The organism is Streptomyces coerulescens (genome assembly GCF_042657965.1).
GTDB classification, from domain to species: Bacteria; Actinomycetota; Actinomycetes; order Streptomycetales; family Streptomycetaceae; genus Streptomyces; species Streptomyces coerulescens.
The window spans coordinates 1-19,671 of the sequence record NZ_JBHSKM010000002.1; the positions used below are offsets into that span (position 1 = coordinate 1).

At 71.5% G+C, this 19,671-nt stretch carries 15 protein-coding genes; 9 read left to right on the forward strand and 6 right to left on the reverse strand.

Annotation, left to right across the window (positions count from 1 at the left end):
• A partial coding sequence (locus ACFPQ9_RS01535) for a type I polyketide synthase (RefSeq protein WP_380845208.1) occupies positions 1 to 5,300 on the reverse strand: 5,300 nt, incomplete at its 3' end.
• Positions 5,301 to 5,729: 429 nt separating this feature from the next.
• Between ACFPQ9_RS01535 and ACFPQ9_RS01540 the strand changes: the two genes are divergently transcribed.
• Genes ACFPQ9_RS01540 through ACFPQ9_RS01555 form a run of 4 tightly spaced genes read left to right on the forward strand, consistent with a single transcriptional unit; the run spans position 5,730 to position 8,899 of the window.
• Positions 5,730 to 6,203 (forward strand): carboxymuconolactone decarboxylase family protein, encoded by a 474-nt coding sequence (locus ACFPQ9_RS01540; RefSeq protein ID WP_380845211.1) that lies wholly within the window; start codon positions 5,730 to 5,732, stop codon positions 6,201 to 6,203.
• 48 nt (positions 6,204 to 6,251) lie between these two features.
• Positions 6,252 to 7,475 carry a macrolide family glycosyltransferase gene (locus ACFPQ9_RS01545; protein WP_380845214.1) on the forward strand — a complete coding sequence of 408 codons (1,224 nt, stop codon included), beginning with the start codon at positions 6,252 to 6,254 and terminating at the stop codon, positions 7,473 to 7,475.
• Between the two features lie 3 nt (positions 7,476 to 7,478).
• On the forward strand, positions 7,479 to 7,964 hold the full coding sequence (locus ACFPQ9_RS01550; protein WP_380845217.1) for a hypothetical protein: 486 nt from the start codon (positions 7,479 to 7,481) through the stop codon (positions 7,962 to 7,964).
• Complete coding sequence (locus tag ACFPQ9_RS01555; protein WP_380845220.1) at positions 7,961 to 8,899, forward strand: hypothetical protein; 939 nt, start codon at positions 7,961 to 7,963, stop codon at positions 8,897 to 8,899. Before ACFPQ9_RS01550 ends, ACFPQ9_RS01555 begins: the two co-directional genes overlap by 4 nt.
• Before the next feature lie 9 nt (positions 8,900 to 8,908).
• Here the strand turns inward: ACFPQ9_RS01555 and ACFPQ9_RS01560 are convergent, their stop codons facing one another.
• Positions 8,909 to 9,808 (reverse strand): UTP--glucose-1-phosphate uridylyltransferase, encoded by a 900-nt coding sequence (locus ACFPQ9_RS01560; protein WP_380845223.1) that lies wholly within the window; start codon positions 9,806 to 9,808, stop codon positions 8,909 to 8,911.
• Positions 9,809 to 9,947: 139 nt separating this feature from the next.
• On the opposite strand from ACFPQ9_RS01560, the gene ACFPQ9_RS01565 reads away from it, so the two are divergent.
• The 4 genes from ACFPQ9_RS01565 to ACFPQ9_RS01580 all read left to right on the forward strand — a co-directional run bounded on the left by ACFPQ9_RS01565 (position 9,948) and on the right by ACFPQ9_RS01580 (position 14,421).
• Positions 9,948 to 10,718, forward strand: a complete 771-nt coding sequence (locus tag ACFPQ9_RS01565) for a class I SAM-dependent methyltransferase (RefSeq protein WP_380845226.1) — start codon at positions 9,948 to 9,950, stop codon at positions 10,716 to 10,718.
• 104 nt (positions 10,719 to 10,822) lie between these two features.
• Positions 10,823 to 11,719, forward strand: a complete 897-nt coding sequence (locus tag ACFPQ9_RS01570; protein WP_380845229.1) for an RNA polymerase sigma-70 factor — start codon at positions 10,823 to 10,825, stop codon at positions 11,717 to 11,719.
• Positions 11,720 to 11,844: 125 nt separating this feature from the next.
• A complete protein-coding gene (locus tag ACFPQ9_RS01575; RefSeq protein WP_380848322.1) occupies positions 11,845 to 13,545 on the forward strand; it encodes an FAD-dependent oxidoreductase in 1,701 nt (566 codons plus the stop codon).
• Positions 13,546 to 13,674: 129 nt separating this feature from the next.
• Positions 13,675 to 14,421: an SDR family oxidoreductase gene (locus ACFPQ9_RS01580; RefSeq protein WP_380845232.1), complete on the forward strand. Its 747-nt coding sequence runs from the start codon at positions 13,675 to 13,677 to the stop codon at positions 14,419 to 14,421.
• A gap of 44 nt (positions 14,422 to 14,465) precedes the next feature.
• On the opposite strand, the gene ACFPQ9_RS01585 is transcribed toward ACFPQ9_RS01580, so the two are convergent.
• Together ACFPQ9_RS01585 and ACFPQ9_RS01590 are read right to left on the reverse strand one after the other, a co-directional pair.
• The gene (locus ACFPQ9_RS01585; RefSeq protein WP_380845235.1) at positions 14,466 to 15,098 is read right to left on the reverse strand and encodes a sigma-70 family RNA polymerase sigma factor; all 633 of its coding nucleotides are present in this window, start codon (positions 15,096 to 15,098) and stop codon (positions 14,466 to 14,468) included.
• Positions 15,099 to 15,158: 60 nt separating this feature from the next.
• Positions 15,159 to 15,455: a WhiB family transcriptional regulator gene (locus tag ACFPQ9_RS01590; RefSeq protein WP_380845238.1), complete on the reverse strand. Its 297-nt coding sequence runs from the start codon at positions 15,453 to 15,455 to the stop codon at positions 15,159 to 15,161.
• 203 nt (positions 15,456 to 15,658) lie between these two features.
• Here ACFPQ9_RS01590 and ACFPQ9_RS01595 point away from each other — a divergent pair, with 203 nt between their 5' ends.
• The gene (locus ACFPQ9_RS01595) at positions 15,659 to 16,096 is read left to right on the forward strand and encodes a sigma-70 family RNA polymerase sigma factor family protein (protein WP_380845241.1); all 438 of its coding nucleotides are present in this window, start codon (positions 15,659 to 15,661) and stop codon (positions 16,094 to 16,096) included.
• A 13-nt stretch (positions 16,097 to 16,109) separates the two neighbouring features.
• Here the strand turns inward: ACFPQ9_RS01595 and ACFPQ9_RS01600 are convergent, their stop codons facing one another.
• Both ACFPQ9_RS01600 and ACFPQ9_RS01605 read right to left on the reverse strand, forming a co-directional pair.
• Positions 16,110 to 17,924: a stealth family protein gene (locus ACFPQ9_RS01600; protein WP_380845244.1), complete on the reverse strand. Its 1,815-nt coding sequence runs from the start codon at positions 17,922 to 17,924 to the stop codon at positions 16,110 to 16,112.
• Positions 17,925 to 17,954: 30 nt separating this feature from the next.
• On the reverse strand, positions 17,955 to 19,652 hold the full coding sequence (locus ACFPQ9_RS01605) for a stealth family protein (protein WP_380845247.1): 1,698 nt from the start codon (positions 19,650 to 19,652) through the stop codon (positions 17,955 to 17,957).
• Positions 19,653 to 19,671: the final 19 nt, after the last annotated feature.

The window sequence follows — 19,671 nt, forward strand, 5'->3', positions numbered from 1 at the left end:
TCCTCCGGCGACGACACACCACCGGGGAACCGGCAGGCCATACCCACGATCACCACCGGGTCATCGGCAACAGCCACCACCGACGCGACCGGAGCCGCCGTCTGCGACCCCAGCACCTCGCCCAGCAGGAAGTCGGCCAGGACCGCGACCGTCGGATAGTCGAACACCAACGTCGCCGGCAACCGCAGCCCCGTCACCGACTGCAGGCCATTGCGCAGCTCGACCGCCAGCAGCGAGTCAAAACCCAGATCCCGGAACGACCGCGACGAATCCACGCCCAAGGCACCCTCGTGCCCCAGCACCAGCGCCACCTGTCCCCGCACGAGGTCCAGCAGCACCTCGCACCGCTCCACCTCGTCGAGCGGTGCGAGCCTGCGGACGAGGTCGGGCGCGCCGGTGCCGCTGCTCGCGGTGCGGCGGCGGGGTCGTACGAGTCCTCGGAGGAGTGGGGGAATCTCGGTGCGCGCCCGTGCCGCGCGCAGGTCCAGGGGGATGGGGAGGACCGCTTCCTCATCACTCGCGAGCGCCGCGTCGAAGAGGGTGAGGCCCTCCTCCGCGGTCACCGGGCGGATGAGCGCGAGATCGTCGTTCGTGTCGGTGGGCGGTTGTCCGGCCGCCATTCCGGCGCCGTCGAGCCCCCATGGCCCCCAGGCCAGGGAGATCGCGTGCAGGCCCTGGGCGCGGCGGTGTTCGGCGAGGGCGTCGAGGAAGGCGTTGGCGGCGGCGTAGGCGGCCTGTCCCACGGAGCCGAAGGTGCCGGCGGCGGAGGAGACGAGCACGAACGTCTCGACCTCGGGGAGGAGTTCGTGCAGGTGCCAGGCCGCGTCGGCCTTGGGCCGCAGGACGGCTTCGACGCGCTCGGGCGTCAGACTGCCGACGAGCCCGTCGTCCAGAACACCCGCGGCATGCACCACACCCCGTACCGACCGCCCCGCCAGCACATCCGCCAACGCCCCACGATCCGCCACATCACACGCCACCACCTCAACCCGAGCACCCAAACCGCCCAACTCGGCAACAAGCTCACCCGCACCCGGCGCATCCCCACCCCGCCGCGACAGCAACACCAACTCCCGCACCCCATGCACCCGCACCAGATGCCGAGCCACCACCACACCCAGACCACCCAGACCACCCGTCACCACCACCGCACCCGGACCGGAAGCCCACTCCACCCCCACCCCCACACCACTCCCCCCACCCACACGCACCAGCCGAGGCACACTCACGCGCCCGTCCGTGAGCGCGGTCTCCCGTTCATCGACGGCCAGGGCTCGGCGGAGGAGAGTCCCGTCCAGGGGTTCGGTGCCGAGGGTCAACAGGCCGATGGCGCCGGGGTGTTCGGACTCGGCGGCGCGGAGCAGGCCGCGCACCGCGGCGGTCGCGGGCCGGTCGTCTCGGAGGACGACGACCAGGCGGGTGGTGCGGAGGCGCTCGTTGTGCTGCCGGCTCTGGACCAGATCGAGGGCGCGGGCGGTCAGCGTGTGCAGTTCGCCGAGGGGGTTCGTCTCGTCGGGGTCGGCCATGAGCGGAGCCAGGACCAGATCGGGGAGGGGTGCGGTGTCGGCGAGTTCGGTGAGGTCGGCGCCGTCGAGGGCCTCGCTGAGCTCCTGGGCGTAGGAGCCGTCGGCGAAGTCGGTGAGCAGGGCGAGGGGACCGTCGTAGGGCGTCGCCTCGGGCGCCGGGGTCCGGTCGACCCGGTACAGGGTGTCGTCGGCCGTCGAGGCGGCGGCGCGTGTGGCGTCGAGCGGGCGTGTGGTGAGCGCGTCCACGGACAGGACGGGCGCGCCCATGGTGTCCGTGACGTCGATGGCGAAGGTGTCCTCGCCCTGCGCGACGATGCGGGCGCGGACCTTGGTGGCGCCGGTGGCGTACAGGCTGACGCCCTCCCACGCGAACGGCACACCGAGGCGGCCGTCGCCCGCGTGGGCCACGGCGTGGAGGAGGGCGTCCAGCAGGACGGGGTGGAGGGCGAAGCCGGTGGTGCGGGTTCCCTCGGGGAGTTCGGCCTCTACGTACAGGTCGCCGTCCTGTCGCCAGACGGCGCTGAGGCCGCGGAAGGCGGGACCGTAGACGAAGTCATGGCCGGCGAGGGTCTCGTAGGCGCCGTCGACCGGGACCGGTTCGGCGCCGACGGGGGGCCATGGGGTGGTGTCGGGTACGGCGGGTGTGCCGGTGTCCGTGCCGGGGCTGAGGCGTCCGGTGGCGTGCAGCGTCCAGGCGTGCTCGTCATGACCGTCCTGGCCCTGCTCGCCGTGCCGGCCGTCGGGGCGGGCGTAGATCGTCACCGGGCGGTTGCCGGAGGCGTCGGTGGCGCCGACGAACGTCTGGATCTGGACGGCGCCGTGTTCGGGGAGTTCGAGCGGGGCCGGGAGGGCGAGTTCGGTCACGTGGTCGCAGCCGAACTCGTCGCCGGCGCGCAGGGCGAGTTCGACGAACGCGGCGCCGGGCAGGAGGACGCGGCCGGCGATGCGGTGGTCGGCCAGCCAGCGGTGGGTGGCGAAGGAGAGCCGGCCGGAGAGCAGGGCGCCGTCGGAGTCGGCGAGGGACACGGCGGCGCCGAGGAGGCCGTGTTCGGCGGGGGCGAGGCCGACGGCGCGGATGTCGCCGGCGCCGCCGACGCCGGCGGCCGGCCAGTGGCGGCGGCGCTGGAAGGCGTAGGTGGGGAGGTCGACGGGGTGGGCGGGGGTGTCGGCGAAGTAGCACGTCCAGTCGACGGGCGCGCCGGTGGAGTGCAGGGCCGCGAGTGCCGTGGTGAGGGCCGTGGTCTCGGGGGTGTCCGTGCGGAGGGCGGCGAGAGTGACGCTGCCTTCGGATGCCGTCTCGGGGACGAGGCCGGTGAGGACACCGTCGGGGCCGAGTTCGAGGAAGGTGCGTACGCCGTGCCCGTCCAGGGTGCGCAGGCAGTCGGCGAAGCGGACGGTCTCGCGGACGTGGCGGACCCAGTACTCCGGCTCGCATACGTCCTCGGCGGTGGCGAGGGTGCCGGTGAGGTCGGAGACGAGCGGGATGCGGGGCGGGTGGAAGGTGATGCCGGACAGGGCCTGGGCGAAGTCGGCCAGCATCGGGTCCATCAGCGGCGAGTGGAAGGCGTGCGAGACCCGCAGCGGTGTGGTGCGGTGGCCGTCGGCGGAGAGTCGCGCGGCGGCTTCGGCCACCGCCCCGGCCGGTCCGGAGATGACCACGGAGGTCGGGCCGTTGACGGCGGCCACGGCGAGGTCGGCGGTGAGATACGGGCGTATCTGTTCCTCGGAGGCCCGTACGGCGGTCATGGCGCCGCCCTGGGGGAGGTCGGCCATCAGCGCGGCGCGGGCGGTGACGAGGGTGCAGGCGTCCGCGAGGGACAGTACGCCGGCGACGTGGGCGGCGGCGACCTCGCCGATGGAGTGCCCGGTCACGAAGTCGGGCCGTACGCCCCATGATGCGAGGAGGCGGAAGAGTGCCACCTCCACGGCGAACAGGGCGGGCTGGGCGGTGCCGGTGTGGTTCAGGGCGGATGCGTCGGTGCCCCACATGGCGTCGCGTACGCCGGGTGGCAGCAGCGCGAGGGTCTCGTCGAGGGCGGCGCGGAAGGCCGGGTAGGTGTCGTACAACTCGCGGCCCATGCCGAGGCGTTGGGCGCCCTGGCCGGAGAAGAGGAAGGCGCTGGGGGCGTCGGTCGCGGTGTGTCGCAGCAGGCCGGGGGCGGGGGTGCCGTCCGCGAGGGCGGTGAGGCCGGCGGTGAGGGTGGCGGTGTCGGCGGTGACGAGGGCGGCGCGGTGCTCGAAGCCGGTGCGGGTGGTGGCGAGGGCGCGGGCCAGGACGTCGAGTCGCGGCGGTTCTCCGGGGCGGTCGAGCGCGGTGCGCAGCCGGGAAGCCTGGGCGGCGAGGGCCTGTGGGGTACGGGCCGACAGGACGAGCGGTACGGAGGTGACGGGTGCCGGGGCGGGCGTGGCCTCGTCGGACGGGTCGGCGGGGGCCTGTTCGATGACGGCGTGGGCGTTGGTGCCGCTGATGCCGAAGGAGGAGACGGCGGCACGGCGGGGCCGGCCGGTGTCGGGCCAGGGGGTGTTGTCGGTGACGAGGCGTACGGTGCCGTCCGACCAGTCGACGTGGCTGTTGGGCGCGTCGACGTGCAGGGTGCGGGGCACGACGCCGTGGCGGACGGCCTGCACCATCTTGATGACGCCGGCGACGCCCGCCGCGGCCTGGGTGTGGCTGAGGTTGGACTTCACCGAGCCGAGCAGCAGCGGGTGTTCGGCGGTGCGGGCGCGGCCGTAGGTGGCGAGGAGGGCCTGGGCCTCGACGGGGTCGCCGAGGGTGGTGGCGGTGCCGTGGGCCTCGACGGCGTCGATCTGGTCGGCGGAGAGGCGGGCGTTGATCAGGGCCTGTTCGATGACGCGTTGCTGGGAGGGGCCGTTGGGTGCGGTGAGGCCGTTGCTGGCGCCGTCCTGGTTGACGGCGGAGCCGCGGACGACGGCGAGGACGCGGTGGCCGCTCCTGCGGGCGTCGGACAGGCGCTCCAGCAGCAGGACGCCGACGCCCTCGGACCATCCGGTGCCGTCGGCGGAGTCGTCGAAGGAGCGGCACAGCCCGTCGGTCGACAGGCCGCCCTGGCGGCCGAACTCCAGGTGGGTGGAGGGGGTCGACATGACGGTGACGCCGCCGGCGAGGGCGAGGGAGCACTCGCCGGTGCGCAGGGCGTGGGAGGCGAGGTGGAGGGCGACGAGGGAGGAGGAGCAGGCGGTGTCGACGGTCAGGGCCGGGCCGGTGAGGCCGAGGGTGTAGGCGATCCGGCCGGACAGGACGCTGCCGGCGTTGCCGGTCAGGTGCAGGCCGCGGGCGCCGTCCTCGGCGCCTGCGCGGTATTCCTGGGCCATGGCGCCCATGAAGACGGCGGTCTCGCTGCCGCGTAGTGCGGTGGGGTCGATGTGCGCGGACTCGATGGCCTCCCAGGTGGCTTCGAGCACGATGCGCTGTTGGGGGTCCATGGCGACCGCTTCGCGGGCGCTGATGCCGAAGAACTCGGCGTCGAAGTCGGTGGCGTCATGGAGGAAGCCTCCGCCGGAGGCGGCGGCCGAGACCGCCTCGAGGTCCCAGCCGCGGTCGTCGGGGAAGGGGCCGATGCCGTGTCTGCCGTCGACGAGCAGGTCCCAGAGACCGTCGGGGTCGGTCACGCCGCCCGGGTAGTGGCAGGCCATCCCGATGACGGCGATGGGTTCGTGGGCGGCGGCCTCGAGCTCCTGGACCCGCTGCCGGCTGTGCCGCAGGTCGGCGGTGGCCCGCTTCAGGTAGTCCCTGAGCTTGTGTTCGTTGTCCATCTCAAGTCACCTCGACAGCGGTTACCGATGCGGGATGTCGTCGGCCGCGCCCCGGCCGGTGTGGTCACGGGCGAGGCGTCTGTCCGACGCGGGGCACGGGCGCGCGAGTGCACGCAGAGAGCGGCCGCCCCGGGGAACGGGCGGCCGCCCCGCCGGAACGACCTGGGCCGGGACCCGGTCGGGACGCGGGGCGTCGGCTCAGGTCAGACGGCGTGTTCTGCGGGTTCTCTCGGATGCGGCACGCTGAGAGTCTCGATCGGCCAGGACGGGAAAAACCCTAGTAACACGGAGAGCCGACAGCTGCTCCGCCCGCTGACGGTTCTCGGCGGACAGTGGTGAAACGTGGTTCACACATGCCGTGCTGTCACATCCTTCGACCCCGTCCGGTCAGTGGTGTGTAGCCCATCCCAACGGCAAGGAGAGAACACCGTGGAACCGCGTGTCGACTACTTCGCGAACCCCCTCGCGGGCAAGGTGCTGCGACACATCAACTCGGCGAGCAAGCTGCTCGCGGACTCGTCCCTGCCGATCACGGTCCAGGAACTGGTGAAGATCCGCGCCAGCCAGATCAACGGCTGCGGCTTCTGCACGGACATGCACACCAAGGACGCCGCCGAGGCCGGTGAGACCGCGCAGCGCCTGCACCTGGTGGCGGCGTGGCGGGAGGCCAAGGTCTTCACGGAGGCCGAGCGCGCCGCCCTGGAGCTGGCGGAGCAGGGCACCCGTATCGCCGACGCGGCGGGCGGCGTCACCGACGAGGCCTGGGCCGACGCGGCGAAGCACTTCGACGAGGAGCAGCTCGTGGCGCTGATCTCGCTGCTCGGCGTCATCAACGCCTACAACCGCATCAACGTCATCAACCAGCAGCCCGCCGGGGACTACCAGCCCGGCCAGTTCGGCTGACCGGCACGCCACCCCCGTATGAGCCGTCGTGGTAGGGGAGGCCGGGCTGTGAGTACCATCGCGTTCCTCAATATCGGCATGCACGGGCACATCAATCCGACTCTGCCGGTGGTGGCCGAGCTCGTCCGGCGCGGGCACACCGTCACCTACCACACGTCTCCGGCGTTCCGTCAGGAGATCGAGGCCACCGGTGCGACGGTGCGCCTCTACCCGGGCGGCGAGCTGCCGTTGCCCGATCCGCCGACGCCGGTCACCCTGCTGGAGTCGCTCGCGACCACGAGTCTGCGTCTGCTGCCCTCTGTGCTGGGCGACCTGCGTCGCGACGGGCCGGACCTGATCGTCCACGACAGTTCGTGTCCGTGGGGTGCGGTCGCGGCTCGCGAACTGGGCGTGCCCGCGGCCTCGTCGTTCACCACGTTCGCGTTCGACCGGCAGGTCCCCAGCCCCACGCGCGCCTCGTGGGATCTGCTGGCGGAGGCGCGCGGTCAACTCGGCAGCGTCCGGGGGTATGTGCGGGCCCGCGGGGAGCTGCGCCGCCGGTTCGACACGCGCGGAGTGCCGCTGGTCGACCTGCTGAACATCCGTCAGGGGCTCAATCTGGTGTACACCTCACGTGCGTTCCAGCCCGCCGTGGAGCACTTCGACGAGTCCTACCGTTTCGTCGGCCCGAGCATCGGCGCCCGCCCGGCCGATCCGTCGTTCGACGCCGATCGGTTCCGGGGTCCGGTGCTGTACGCCTCGCTCGGCACGGTGTTCGGCGCCGACCCCGGGCTGCTGCGCACGTTCGCCACCGCGCTCGCCCCGCTGGGAGGCACGGTGATCGTGTCCACCGGGCAGACGGACCCCGACACACTGGGCCCGCTGCCCGCCCATGTCGTCCCTCTCCGTTTCGTCCCCCAGTTGGAAGTCCTGGACCGTGCGGCGCTGTTCATCACCCATGGCGGGATGAACAGTGTCAATGAGGCCCTGCACGCGGGGGTCCCGATGCTGGTGGTCCCGCAGGGCGCCGACCAGCCGATGACCGCGGCCCGTGTGGTCGAGCTCGGCGCGGGCCTGTCGATCCGTGCCGGGGATGTCGACAAGGGCTCCGTCCGCGCACTCGCCCGACGCCTGCTGCACGAGCCCGAATTCCGGAAGGCAGCGAACGCCCTGAAGGCCGCCCAGCACGAGGCGGGCGGCTACCGGAGGGCCGCCGACGAACTGGAGCGGTACATGCACGCGGCCGGCTCTGTCCGACGGCCGTTCACCGCCGATCCCGCCCAAGGGGGCTGAGTCGTGCCCCTCGTCATGGTGCTCCTGCTGTTCGCCGGGCTCTCGGAGGCCGCCGGGCGCATCCTGCCGCTGCTGGCGCGCCGGCCCGGCATGCCCCGGACCCTGGTGGTCGGGCTGCTGATCGGCGCGGGCCTGGTCGAGGCCGCCGTGCTCACCCTGTGGCCGCTGACCGCGTGGACCCTGGCCGAACGGGTGACGTCGTCCCCTCCGGCGGGCGACACCCTGGAGTGGACACCGGGCCTGGTCGCCCCGCTGCTGCTGTGCGCCGTGCTGGCGTTCCCGCTCCTCGGACCGCTGCTCCACCTGCTGCTGTTCGTGGGGGTCGGGAGCGGTCTGGCCGGACCGCTCGCGGCGGCGACCGAGCTCGGCTGGTGGGGCGCCGCCGGCTGCGTGGCCGTCGCCGGGGCCGGACTCGGCGTCGCCGTGGAGGCCGTGCGGCGCCTGGTCGTGCGGCTCAGTACGCCCCGTGCACCGGAGCCGATCTCATGACCGACTTCCTGCTCTGGGCCTGCGTGCTGGGGCCCGTCCTGCTCGCGGAAGGGCTGCTGGCCCGCTACGAGGTGCTGGCCTACAGCGCCGGCTTCCGGACACCCACGACCGCGCTCCCCGAGGGGGTGCCCTACGCCCGGGGCGCGGCCGCCGACGCTCCCCCGGCGGCCTACCTGGTCTACCTGGACGGCATCGGCAAGCGCCGCGTCCGCGACACCCGGGACGGCGGTCAGCTGGTCAAGGCGGTGCTGGCCGGGGCGCCCGAGCTGCGGGTGCTGGGCCAGGTGCAGCCGTACTCGCCGCTGGCCGACCCGCTGGCCGACCGTCCGGTGTGGGCGTGGCTGCGCCGCCACATCGGTCTGCTGCTGTTCCTGCACAACGTCATGCAGATCTTCGTCGCCGCCGACCGCCGCTACCGCCCGCTGTACAACCGGGCCGTCGGCTCCCAGATCGCCACGCAGTTGCGGCTCGCCGGCTACCGCCCCGGCAGCGGGGTGCCCGTCGTGCTGCTCAGCTACAGCGGCGGCGCGCAGGTCGCCACCGGCGCGGTCGGCGAGCTGCACACCCGGCTGCGCTGCCCTCTCGTGGTGATCACGCTCGGCGGGTTCCACAACGGCGCCAACGACCTCTCGCGGGTCGAGCGGCTGCACCGGCTCACCAGTGCGTACGACCGGATCGAGCGGGTCGGTGCCTGGATCTTCCCGCAACGCTGGCGTCTGTTCCGCGGGAGCGGGTGGAACCGTGCCCGTCGCGCCGGGAAGATCACCGTGCATCGGCTGGATCCGGCGACCCACCTCGGCCCGCGCGGCTACATCAGTGCGGAGCAGAGGCTGCCCGACGGGCGCAGTCTTCTCGACCGCACGACGGACACGGTGATCTCCCTCATCCGCGCACGGCAGGACGCGTCGGCGGCGTCGGACCGGCCCGTGCCGTGAGGGGGCCGGTCAGCTGTCGTCGTCGAGTCCGGCGACCAGACCGCGCAGGAGGGGGCCGTACTCGGGGTGGGCGAGGGCGGACGCCATCTGGGCGACCAGGTAGTCGGCAGGGTTGCCCGTGTCGTACCAGCGGCCCTTGATGACCTGCCCGTACACCGCGCGGCTGGCGGCGTAGGCGTTGATCGCGTCGGTCAGATAGACCTCGCCCGTCCGGTGCTCGTACCAGCGGCGGGTCTGCTCGCGCAGTTCGTCGATGATGCCGGGGGTGACGACATAGCCGCCGATGGCCGCGTACGACGACGGGGCGGCGGCGGGCTCGGGCTTCTCGACGAGACCGGTGATGCGCAGCTGGCCGTCCCCGAGGTCCTCCTTGACTATCGGGACGCCGTAGCGCTGGGACTCGGTCGGGTCCATCGGCAGCAGGGCAAGGACCGGGCAGCCGGTCTGCTCGTAGGCCCGGATCAGCTGCTGGGCGCGGGGCACCTCGGCCACGAAGACGTCGTCGGGCCACAGCACGAGCACGGGCTCGTCGCCGAAGGAGCGGGCGGCGTTCAGCACCGGGGTGCCGTTGCCGTACGGGCCGTACTGGTCGAGGTAGGTGATGTGGCCCTTGCGGGCCAGCTCGGCGACCTCCTCGACGGCGTCGGCGTAGGCCGTCTTGCCGTCGGCGCGGAGCTGTTCGACGAGGGCGGGGTTGGGGCGGAAGTGGTCCTGGATGAGGCTCTTGCCGCCGGAGACCACGATGGTGATGTCGGTGATTCCGGAGTCCACCAGCTCGCGCACGGTGTGCTCGATGACCGGCTTGTCGCCGACCGGGAGCATCTCCTTGGGTGTCGCCTTCGTCAGGGGCAGCAGTCGGGAGCCGAGTCCGGCGGCGGGGATCACAGCCCTGCGGATCGTCGGGGACATCGCATCTCTCTCGGTCGGTCGTCGCATCGCACCGGCAGGCGCGGCACGGTCGACGCTACCAACGCGTGTCGTGGCCCTGCGGGGCGTGCCCCGCGGAGTCCACTGTCACAAATGGGCCGCCCGACCTGTCTATCTCTATATGCTCCCTTTCCTGCCAGATGTCATCGTTGATCCTCCGCACCCGGAGCCACGGGACGCCTACGAGGTCAGTGCCGAGTTCTACGACATCCTTCAGGCGGACCAGGACAGGGCCCGGGTGCACCGGTTCTACGCCCGCGACGTACGTACCGCCCGCCGGGGCGTGCTGGACGTGGGTGCGGGCACCGGGCGGGTCACGCTCATGTGCCTCGCCGGATCTCGGGTTCCGGTGCACGCGGTCGAACCCACGCGCTCCATGCGGTCCCTGCTGATGACGCGCCTGGCGGCCCTGCCGGCCGACATGAGGGAGCGTGTCACGGTACACCCCTACCGGCTGAGTGAGGCCGGGCTGCGGGAGGTCGCGGACGTGGCGATATGCCACAACACGATCGGCTGTCTCCCGCCGGCGGCGCGCCACGCCCTGTGGCCGGCCGTGGCCGACGCCCTCGTGCCCGGCGGGGTGCTCCTCGTCCACCTGCCGCCCGACCGCCTCCCCCATGACGAGGCCACGCACGTCCTGCCGGCCCAGAAGGTCGGCCAGCACGTGTACGGGGGGCGCATGGTGATGTCGGCCGACGGGGACCGGATCCGCACGCGTTTCGACTACTGGGTGCGCGGGGCGCGGGGTGTCCTGCGCGAGTACACGGAGACGTTCTGGATGTGGCCGGCCTCGCGTGCGGAGGTGATCGCGGAGCTCGCGGGTTCCGGGTTCGGTCCGCTGCCCCGACGGGCCGATTCCGCCGTGCTGGCCGTGCGGCTCGGGCGGCGCTGAGGGGGTCTCGGGCGGCGTCGAGGGGGGTGTCAGAGCGGGCCTCCCCGGCCGCGCGTCACGCCCCGCCCGCTTGTAGCCTGGTCGTCCAGGACTGGAGGAGATCCATGCGCGCCGAGGACGGCACAGACTCCCTCGACCGGGCAGCACAGCAGTTCATGGCGGCGCGCCCCCAGCTCTTCGGTATCGCCTACCGCGTCCTCGGCAGCGCCGCGGAGGCCGAGGACGTGGTCCAGGACGCGTGGTTGCGGTGGCAGAAGACCGACCGCACCGAGATCAAGGAGCCGGCCGCGTTCCTCGCCACCGTCACCGCCCGGCTGGCGATCAACGTGGCGCAGTCCGCCAGGATGCGGCGTGAGTCGTACACCGGGCCCTGGCTGCCCGAACCGGTCGACACCCGGGCGGATCCGCAGCTGGGGGCGGAGCGGGCCGAGGCGCTCGACATGGCGGTGCTGATGCTCCTGGAGCGGCTCAATCCGGTGGAACGGGCCGCCTATGTGCTGCGGGAGGCCTTCGACTACCCGTACAAGCGGATCGCGGAGATCCTGGAGACGAGCGAGGCCAATACCCGCCAGTTGGTGACGCGGGCCCGCAAGCACCTGGCGGCGGAACGCAAGGAGCCGGTCAGTGCGACCGATCACCGGCGTCTGCTGGAGGTGTTCCTCGACGCGGCACGGACCGGCAGCCTTTCGGTGCTGGAGAACGTCCTCGCGGACGACGTGGTCAGCTACGCCGACGGCGGCGGCATCCGCGGGGCGTCCAAGATCCCGGTCGTCGGCCGTACGCACGTCTCCAAGTACCTCGTCGCGTTCGCCCCGCGGTTCTGGACGCAGGCTCAGGTCCGCTGGGTGGAGGCCAACGGCGGGCCCGCCGTCCTCGTCTCGGCCGATGGAGACCCGGTCGCCCTGCTCTGCGTCGACGTGTCCGAGCAGGGCATCGAACGCATCATGTGGGTCATGAACCCGGCGAAGCTGACTCCTTACGTGGCGTCCCTGGCCGACTGAGGCCGACGGCTGCGGGGGCCATCAGGCCGGAACGCTGTCACAGACGGACGGACAGCCCGGTCGTAAGGGGTGACATCCCCCGATCGGAGAAGACCGTGGCTATCACCGAACAACGTCTTTCCACCATGGTGCTGGTGATCGGCACCGGCGGTGCCGGTCTGCGCGCGGCGATCGAACTGGCCGAGGCCGGTGTCGACGTCCTCGCGGTCGGCAAGCGGCCCAAGGAGGACGCTCACACGGCGCTGGCCGCCGGCGGCATCAACGCGGCGCTGGCCACGATGGACCCCGAGGACAGCTGGCAGCAGCACGCGGCGGACACGATCAAGGAGAGCTATCTGCTCGCCGACCCCCGCACCGTCGAAATCGTCACCCGGGGCGCGGCCCGGGGCATCGACGACCTGGAGCGGTACGGCATGGCCTTCGCCCGTGAGGAGGACGGCCGTATCTCCCAGCGGTTCTTCGGTGCGCACAGGTTCCGGCGGACCGCGTTCGCCGGCGACTACACGGGTCTGGAGATCCAGCGCACTCTCATCAGGCGCGCCCAGCAGCTCGACATCCCCGTGCTCGACGGTGTCTACATCACCCGGCTGCTGGTGCACGACGGCGCGGTGTTCGGTGCTTACGGCTTCGACCTCGCGAGCGGGCGGCGCTGTCTGATCCACGCGGACGCGGTCATCCTCGCCGCGGGCGGCCACACCCGGATCTGGCGGCGCACCTCCTCACGGCGTGACGAGAACACCGGCGACTCCTTCCGGCTGGCCGTGGAGGCCGGCGCCCGGCTGCGTGACGCCGAGCTGGTGCAGTTCCACCCCTCCGGGATCATCGAGCCGGAGAACGCGGCCGGGACCCTGGTCAGCGAGGCGGCCCGCGGTGAGGGCGGGATCCTGCGCAACGCCCTCGGGGAGCGGTTCATGGCCCGCTACGACCCCGAGCGGATGGAGCTGTCGACCCGTGACCGGGTGGCGCTGGCCTCCTACACGGAGATCAAGGAAGGGCGGGGCACCCCGAACGGGGGCGTGTGGCTGGACGTGTCCCATCTGCCCCGGCAGACGATCATGACGCGGCTCCCCCGCGTCTACCAGACGCTGCTGGACCTCCAGATGCTGGACATCACCCGCGAGCCCATCGAGATCGCGCCCACCGCGCACTATTCGATGGGCGGGGTGTGGGTGCGTCCCGAGGACCACAGCACCGATGTGGCGGGGCTGTACGCCATCGGTGAGGCGTCGAGCGGGCTGCACGGGGCGAACCGGCTCGGCGGGAACAGCCTCATCGAGCTGCTGGTCTTCGGCCGGATCACGGGGCAGGCGGCGGCCGCCTACTCGCAGTCCCTGACCGCGCAGCGGCGTTCGGCGGCAGCCGTCGCCGAGGCCCGCGCCGAGGTCGACGACCTGCTCGCCGCCGACGGTCCGGAGAACGTGCGCGCACTGCAACGCGCCATCCGTAACACCATGACGGAGCACGCGGGTGTCGTACGCGACGAGGAGGGACTGCGTGCGGGTCTCGCGGAGCTCTCGGTGATCGAGAAGCGGATGGCGGACGTCGGCGTGCACCCGGACATCGCCGGCTATCAGGACCTCGCGCACGCCTTCGATCTGAAGTCGGCGGCCATGGCCGCGCGGGCCACCCTCGAATCGGCGCTGGAGCGCCGCGAGACTCGTGGCTGTCACAACCGCAGCGACCACCCGGACCAGGATCCCGCCCTGCGCGTCAATCTCGTGTGGTCCCCGACGACCGGTGTGACCCACGAGAGCATCCCGGATGTCCCGGACGAGATTTCCGCTCTTATGCAGGAAGTCTCGACCGAAGGAAAGCTTGTCGAATGAGCCGAGGCGCCGGGCGGGCATTCCTTCGGCGGACATTCCTTCCGGATTTCCGCCCGCGGCCTGTCACAGACAGCGCCCCTGCCCGGTCTCTTCTGGTGCAGAGCGAATTTACTCCGAGAGGAATCCGTCATGAAGGTCGTAGTGATCGGTGGAACCGGGCTCATCGGCTCGAAGCTGGTCGGCAAGCTCGAAGAGCTCGGGCACGAGGCGGTCGCGGCCGCGCCGAACACGGGCGTCAACACCCTGACGGGGGAGGGTCTCGCCGAGGCTCTGAAGGGCGCTTCGGTCGTGGTCGACGTGTCCAACTCGCCCTCGTGGGAGGACGACGCCGTCCTGACCTTCTTCCGGACCTCGACGGCCAACCTCCTCAAGGCGGAGGCCGAGGCCGGGGTGACGCACCATGTCGCGCTGTCCGTGGTCGGCACCGACCGGCTCCAGGAGAGCGGCTACTTCCGGGCCAAGCAGGCGCAGGAAGAGCTGATCAAGGCGTCCGGCATGCCCTACTCCATCGTCCACGCCACCCAGTTCTTCGAGTTCATCAAGGGGATCGCGGACATCTCCACCGACGGCGACACCGTGCACCTGGCCCCCGTCAAGTTCCAGCCGATCTACTCCGACGACGTGGCCGCGGCCGTCTGCCGCACCGCGGTCGGCGCGCCCGTCAACGGCGTCGTGGAGATCGCGGGCCCCGAGGTGTTCCAGCTCGACGAATTGATCCGGCAGACGCTCGCCGACGCGAACGACCCCCGCACGGTCGCCACGGACCCGAAGGCCGCCTACTCGGGTGCCCAGCTTCAGGAGACGACTCTCGTGCCGGGTCCGGACGCGGACATCGCGGAAACCAAGCTGTCCGACTGGATGGCGCGGCAGCAGTAGAAAACCACCAAATGGCCCCTGCCATCGGCAGGGGCCATTTCGTCTCATGCGTTTTCCCTTTCCGCCCCCGCCTCCGTCGCGAGGACCGCTTCCAGGTGTGCGAGGTCCCCGTACTGGGCCGCCGCGAGAAAGGCCTGTACGAGACGACGGTGGGCGACGCTGTCCACGGGACGCCGGGGGCGGTCCGCGGCGAGCCGCTCCTGCGCCCTTGAGATCTGCTGCCGCGTGTTGGCGACGCCGATGCCCAGGAGCCCGGCGATCCGGTCGTACGGATAGTCGAAGCCCTCCCGCAGGACGTACACCGCACGCTGCCTCGGCGTCAGCGTCTGCATCAGCAGCAGCACCGCTCCCTCGGCGGCATCGTGCCGTTCCGCCACCGCTTCCGGCGTGGCGTCGAGGTCCGTCGATTCCGGGAGCCAGGGGCTGGCACAGGATTCCCGGCGCTTCCGGGCGGACCGGGCGAGGTTGATCGCCAGTCGGGCGGTGGTCGTCCTGAGCAGAGCCGACGGGTTGCGGACGACGGTACGGTCCGCCCGCTGCCACCTCAGCCAGGCTTCCTGGAGGACGTCCTCCGCCTCGCTCGTGTCTCCGACGATCCGATGGGCGATCTTGAAGAGCCCGGGTCTGGCCTGCACGAACACCGATGTCCCGTCGTCCGGCACGAGCTGTGTCTCCACGACCGGCTCCCTAGCTCGCTGGCTTGGCGGCCCCAAAGGCGCCTACTCCACCATCTCGCCCTACTCCAACATCTCGCCACGGACCACAGACCGCACCTCGCGGCGGGGGCGGGACGGTGTGATCCCGCCGCGCCGCCCGGACCGGTCGCGTTCCTGTGCCGTGGTGCCGCCCCAGATGCCGTCCATCGGCCCGGCGTCGACGGCCCAGTCGAGGCACTGCTCGCGCACCGGGCAGCGCCGGCACACGGCCTTCGCCTCGTCGGTCTGGATCAGCGTCGGAACACTGCCGCTGTTGCCGACGGGAAAGAACAGATCAGGATCCTCGGTCCGGCAGATCGCCCTGTCACGCCATTCCACGCAGGACCTCCTCGGCGAACGACTGCCTGCCGCATGGGGCGCGGCACGGTCTGTCACTGCTGAGACCGGATGACCGCCGTTTCTGTGACAGGCGGGCACCTGTCACAGGGCGCGGGCCTGTCCGGTCACACCTGACGAGCGGACGTGTCACACGGCCGACGCGGTGGTTGTCGTAGGGAACTGCGCGCGAGGGAGGTAACGCTGTGACGGGTGCGGACGATGCGGTGCCGATGGTTCTGCGGGCCCGGCGGGGGCGGCCGACGTCGGTGGGAGAGCACGACGCGGTGGTGCGGGCGGTGCGTCAGGCGTGTGTGCGTGAGGACGAGAGGGCGCTGGCGTCGTTGCTCGCGGCGGACGCGGCGGCGTTCTTCGACGGTGGCGGGAAGGTACGGGCGCCGGTCAGGCCGGTGGAGGGGGATGTGCCGGTGGCTCGGAGTCTGCTGACGCTGCTGGCGCGGCATCCACGGACCACGCTGGACACGCATGCGGTCAACGGCCGGACGGGGCTGGTGCTGCGCTACGGGCGTCAGGTCGCCGCGGTCATCAGCCTCGACGTCGTCGGCCGGCATGTGGTGCACGTCTGGGTCACCCTCAACCCCGACAAGCTGCGGACCTGGAATCACACGGTTCGATCCCGCTGACTGCCGGGCCATGTCAATCGCGAAGCTGTGCCTCCTCCCGGGTCGGCTGGGGCGGGAGCCTGGCCACCAGCGGCGCGACCGTGCACGGGGCGGTCCCGCCCTGCCCTTCGAATCGGCTCGGGAACGGGTACTTCCGCTCCAGGAAGTCGTGGATGACGGCCTGCGCCGCCGATCTCGCGGCCGGGTCGGTGTCCACGTCGTTGAGGCAGAAGAAGTCGATGTCCTCACCGGCCGCGAGACGGGCCAGGCGGCGCCGCATGTCCGGTGTGCCCAGTTGGACGTAGCGGAACCGGTAGTCGGCGGGGACGGCCCGGCCCGTCATGATCGCCCAGTGATGGTGGAGTGTGGACGCCGGAGCGACGTCCGAGGTGGAGCGGAACCGCGAGTAGGAGGTCCGTTCGAGCTCCTCGATGCCGAGGTTCTCCATCTCCCGCATGACCGACAGCAGTTGAGGGTGCGGGGTGTGCAGCGACTTGTGGGTGATGTGTCTGCCGTGGAGGCGTCTGATCACCTCGCGGGCGTTCTTGCCTGCGGAGTTCGGGGCCGGCTCCAGCGGATGCGGGGCACCGACGCCGAGTTTCAGCGGTGACAGTGGGATGCGGGCGATGCCGTTGCCGTGGAAGAAGTGCTCGGCGCGTACCGGGCGGTTGATGAAGACGTCGTCGTTGAAGTAGAGGTAGTGGTCCGACAGGCCACGGATGTGGTGCAGCCTGCTCTCTATCGCGTGCGAGTTGAAGACGGGGAGCGCGTCGGCCGGGAGGATCTCCCGGTGGTCGACCACCGTCAGGCCCTCCGCCTCCGGGTCCAGCCACGCCGGGAGCTGGGAGTCGGTGACGAGGTACACGTGCCGGACGAAGCCCGCGTACATCTCCAGCGAGCGCAGCGCGTACTTCAGCTCGTCATGGTCGGTGTAGCGGGAGGCGCCGGTCTCGCGCGGGGCGATGACGTTGTCGGAGAGCGCCTGGTGGGCGCGCCGCTTCGCGGCCAGTGCGGGGTCGTTCCCGTCGACCCAGGTGTACACGGCGTCGACGGGGAAGCACACCTCGTCGATGCCCGGCTCGGCGAACGGGGCGAACGTCGGCACGCTGCGGCCGCGGGACGCCACCACGGCCGGCTGCTGCGCAGCCACCGGCAGCACCTCCGAGACGGGGTTGCGGCGCGGGGCGACGAGCGCCGTGCCGTAGGTGTCCGGCAGCCGGCTGCCGGGCACGGTGAGCCAGGACGGATCCCCCGAAGCGGTGCCGAAGTCCCGGCCGTGCCGCCAGAATTCGATGTCGCACCCCGTTTCGAGGCCGGTGAGCACCTGCTTCCCCGGGCCGAGGCGCACCACGCCGGTGCGCAACACCGCGGCCCGCCGCAGCGCTCGCGGCAGCTTCCGGTCCGCCCACAGCGCCACGTTCGTCACGGCCCCGTCGGGGCTGACGGCGCCGACATACCCGACGGTGCCGGCGAAGCGCCGGGCGGCCTGCGAGAGGACACGGCCGCGGTAGGTCTCTGCGACGCCGACGATCTGCCGCGGCCCGCCCTGCCCGAGGTCGGCGGGGACGAGGAAGTACGGGACGCCGAGCTCTTCCAGCAGGGCGCACACCCTGTCGAGATCGGCTTCAACGGCGTCCGCGGCGGTGTAACCGGCGACCGTACGGCCGTACAGCCGCATCGGTCCGAAGGTGACCCGGCGCAGTCCCGGGTCGGCGGCCCGCAGGCGTCGTCGGGGCCGGGCCGCACGCAGCGCCCACAGCCGGGCCGACAGCCAGAGCCTCAGGCGTACCAGAATGTTCCGCACTCCCCGCACGCCCCCGAGCGCGGCAACGCGGTGACGGATGTCCATGCCCCCCATGTCCATGCCCCCCAGCCCCCGTCACTTCTGCTTCTCGAAGGGACTCGCGAAGGGGAAGTAGTCCTCGAGGAACTCGTTCATCCGGACGCCGACCCGCTCCCGTTCCTCGGGCGGCACATCGACGTCGTTGAGGCAGAAGAAGTCGAAACGGCGGTTGCGACGCAGGTCCGCCAGGCGTCCTTCGGCGTCCGGGCGGCTGATGTTGACATACCGGAAGCTGTACTTCCCCGGCACGCCGCGGCCGGTCATCAGTGCGTACTGGTAGAGCAGTGGAGCCGTCATGGCCAGGTCCTGCGGGGAGCGGAAGCGGGACGCCGTGGTGCGGGCGATGTCCTCGCGGAAGAGCTCCTCCAGGGTCTGAAGCGTCTGACGGTGCTGCGGCAGCGGGGTGTGCATGAAGTTGTTCGTGGTCATCCGCCCGAACTTCTCCAGCAGCAGTCGGCGGACGTTCTTGTTCGCGGAGTTGGTGGCCGTCTCCTCGGCGTGCGGCTTGCCGACGCCTATCTTGAGCGGGGACACCGGGATCTTCATCAGGCCGCTGCCGTGGAAGAAGTGCTCCGCGGTGACCCGGCGGCCGACGAACACGTCGTCGTTGAAGTACAGATAGTGCTCCGACAGGCCCGGGATGTGGTGCAGCCGGGTCTCGATCGCGTGCGAGTTGAACACCGGCAGGACACCCTCGGGAAAGATGTCGCGGTGGTCGACGACGGTGATTCCCGGGGCGCTGTCGTCGAGCCAGTGCGGCTTCTGGCCGTCGGTCACGAGGTAGATGTGCCGGACGAAGTCGGCGTACATCGCGAGCGACCGCAGCGAGTACTTCAGCTCGTCATGGCTGGTGTAGCGGGAGGCGCCCGTCTCCTTGTCCAGGATCTCCGCGATGCCGTGCTCCTGGTGGCGGGCCCGCTTGGCCCGCATCCGCGGTTCCTCACCGTCCACCCAGGTGTAGACGATGTCGACGGGGAAGGTCACGTCGTTCACGGTCGGCAGGGTGAGGGGGGCGAAGCTCGGCAGTTCCCGCTCGCCGACCCGCACCGCGACCGGCTGCTGCTCGGCGGTCGGCAGTACGTCCGTGATGCCGTTGTTGCGCGGTGCGACGAGGGACTCGGCGAAGACGTCCTCGGACGCCTGCGGCTGTACCTTGGCCAGTCGGCGGGGCCCGTCGTCGGAGGCGAGGAGGTGTGCCCCGTCGTCCCAGAACTCGACGTCGCAGGCGAGTTCCGGTCCGGCGAGCAACTGGCCCGAGGGTCCGAGGTGGTTCTCCCCGATCCGCAGTACGGGGGCCGTGCGCAGCGGGGCCGGCAGTACACCGTCCAGGAACAGTGCGGGGTTCTTGAGCTTGCCGCCGGGCAGCGGTCTGCCGATGAACACCGCCTTCCCCGCGTTCTGCTCCTCCAGGCTGGCGAGCAGGCGCTCCCGGTCGACGGTGTTCACGCCGACCGTGTGGCGGATGCGCGAGGCCGGGACGAGGAAGTACGGGACACCTGCCTGCTCCAGCGCGGCGACGACCAGGCCCAGGTTGGCGGCGGCGGCCTCGGCGGCGCTGAACCGGGTCACCACCCGTCCGTAGAGCCGCTGGCCGCGCACCGCCACCGGGCGGAGCACCGGGTCCGTGACCGCGGCCCTGCGGCGCCGCCGCATGGTGCGCAGCTGCCAGACCTGCTCAGCGGCTCTCCGCTCCACTCGCGGTCTCATCCGCCGGGCAAAGGAACGCACGGTCACGTTCTGAGCTCCTCTTCAT

Coding starts and splice junctions, on each gene's coding strand:
- ACFPQ9_RS01555 (WP_380845220.1), top strand. CDS start 7,961: ATGACCGACTTCCTGCTCTGGGCCTGCGTGCTGGGGCCCGTCCTGCTC.
- ACFPQ9_RS01560 (WP_380845223.1), bottom strand. CDS start 9,808: ATGTCCCCGACGATCCGCAGGGCTGTGATCCCCGCCGCCGGACTCGGC.
- ACFPQ9_RS01565 (WP_380845226.1), top strand. CDS start 9,948: ATGCTCCCTTTCCTGCCAGATGTCATCGTTGATCCTCCGCACCCGGAG.
- ACFPQ9_RS01570 (WP_380845229.1), top strand. CDS start 10,823: ATGCGCGCCGAGGACGGCACAGACTCCCTCGACCGGGCAGCACAGCAG.
- ACFPQ9_RS01575 (WP_380848322.1), top strand. CDS start 11,845: ATGGTGCTGGTGATCGGCACCGGCGGTGCCGGTCTGCGCGCGGCGATC.
- ACFPQ9_RS01580 (WP_380845232.1), top strand. CDS start 13,675: ATGAAGGTCGTAGTGATCGGTGGAACCGGGCTCATCGGCTCGAAGCTG.
- ACFPQ9_RS01600 (WP_380845244.1), bottom strand. CDS start 17,924: ATGGACATCCGTCACCGCGTTGCCGCGCTCGGGGGCGTGCGGGGAGTG.